2 protein-coding genes are annotated in these 1,310 nt (G+C 65.4%); both read left to right on the forward strand.

Features of this window, described 5'->3' with window-relative positions:
- The first annotated feature begins 11 nt into the window (after window positions 1–11).
- Window positions 12–449 (forward strand): cytochrome c-type biogenesis protein, encoded by a 438-nt coding sequence (locus EN745_RS34860; protein ID WP_127406340.1) that lies wholly within the window; start codon window positions 12–14, stop codon window positions 447–449.
- Window positions 450–569: 120 nt separating this feature from the next.
- A partial coding sequence (locus EN745_RS34865; protein ID WP_127423320.1) for a trypsin-like peptidase domain-containing protein occupies window positions 570–1,310 on the forward strand: 741 nt, incomplete at its 3' end.

The raw sequence follows: 1,310 nt of genomic DNA on the forward strand, positions 1-1,310 counted from the left end.
CGCTTGCCTCGCTGGCGTTGCTGCTGGGCTTGCTGTTTGCCGGCAGCGCCATCGCGGTGAAGCCCGACGAGGTGCTCGCCGATCCGGCGCTGGAGGCGAGGGCGCGCGCGCTCTCGGAAGGCTTGCGCTGCATGGTCTGCCAGAACCAATCGATCGACGAATCCGACGCCGACCTTGCGCGCGACCTGCGCATCCTGGTGCGCCAGCGCCTGGTTGCCGGCGACAGCGACCAGCAGGTGATGGACTATATCGTCTCCCGCTATGGCGAGTTTGTGCTCTTGAAGCCGCGCTTCAGCCTGCGCAACGCGCTGTTGTGGGGCACGCCCGTCGTCCTGCTCGTTGCCGGCGGGCTGTTCATCGTGCTCAGTGCCCGCTCGCGCCGAGCGGCCCCCGCGAGCCCGCTCACCGCCGAGGAGCAGGCCGCTCTGGACAAGATACTGCGCGACTGAGCGCCAACATTACAAAACTTTCATGTACCGGAAATGGCGCCGTAATGTGCGCCTCTCTATTCCTCTTGCCGGAGGATGCTCCGCCTGAGCGCATCCCTTGTGAAAGAGGATACGAGACCCATGAATATTGCCCCCAATTCATATTTTGGCACCCGCAAGCGCCTGACCGCGACGGTCGCTTCGCTGGCTGTCATCGGCGCGGTTGGCGTCGGCGCGCTGGCCACTGGAACCGCCCCCGTTCTGGCCGACGCAGTGCGTGTCGAGGCGCCGCAGGTGCCGAGCTTCGCCGATGTCGTGGAGCGCGTCACGCCGGCTGTGGTCAGCGTCAAGGTCAAGGCCAAGATCGAGCCGGCGGCCGATGACGGATCCGACCAGTCCGACGATCAGGACGGTATGAACAACTTGCCCGACAATCCGCAGCTGCGCCGCTTCTTCAGGGAATTCCGCGGTTTTGGCGATCAGGGCGGCCAGTTCGGCATGCGCCGTTTCAACCACCGTGGCCACAATGACGGCCAGCCGCGCCCGGTCGCGCAGGGCTCGGGCTTCTTCATCTCCGATGACGGCTACCTCGTCACCAACAACCATGTCGTCGAAGAGGGTTCCGCTTTCACCGTGGTGATGAACGACGGCAAGGAGCTCGACGCCAAGCTGATCGGCACCGATCCGCGCACCGACCTCGCCGTGCTCAAGGTCGAAGGCGACGGCAAGTTCACCTATGTCGACTTCGCCGACGATTCAAAGGTTCGCGTCGGCGACTGGGTGGTGGCCGTCGGCAATCCGTTCGGCCTCGGTGGCACCGTCACAGCCGGCATCGTCTCGGCCCGCGGCCGCGACATCGGCGCCGGCCCGTATGACGACTTC

Origin of the sequence: Mesorhizobium sp. M4A.F.Ca.ET.022.05.2.1, assembly GCF_003998845.1 — a bacterium.
GTDB lineage: Bacteria > Pseudomonadota > Alphaproteobacteria > Rhizobiales > Rhizobiaceae > Mesorhizobium.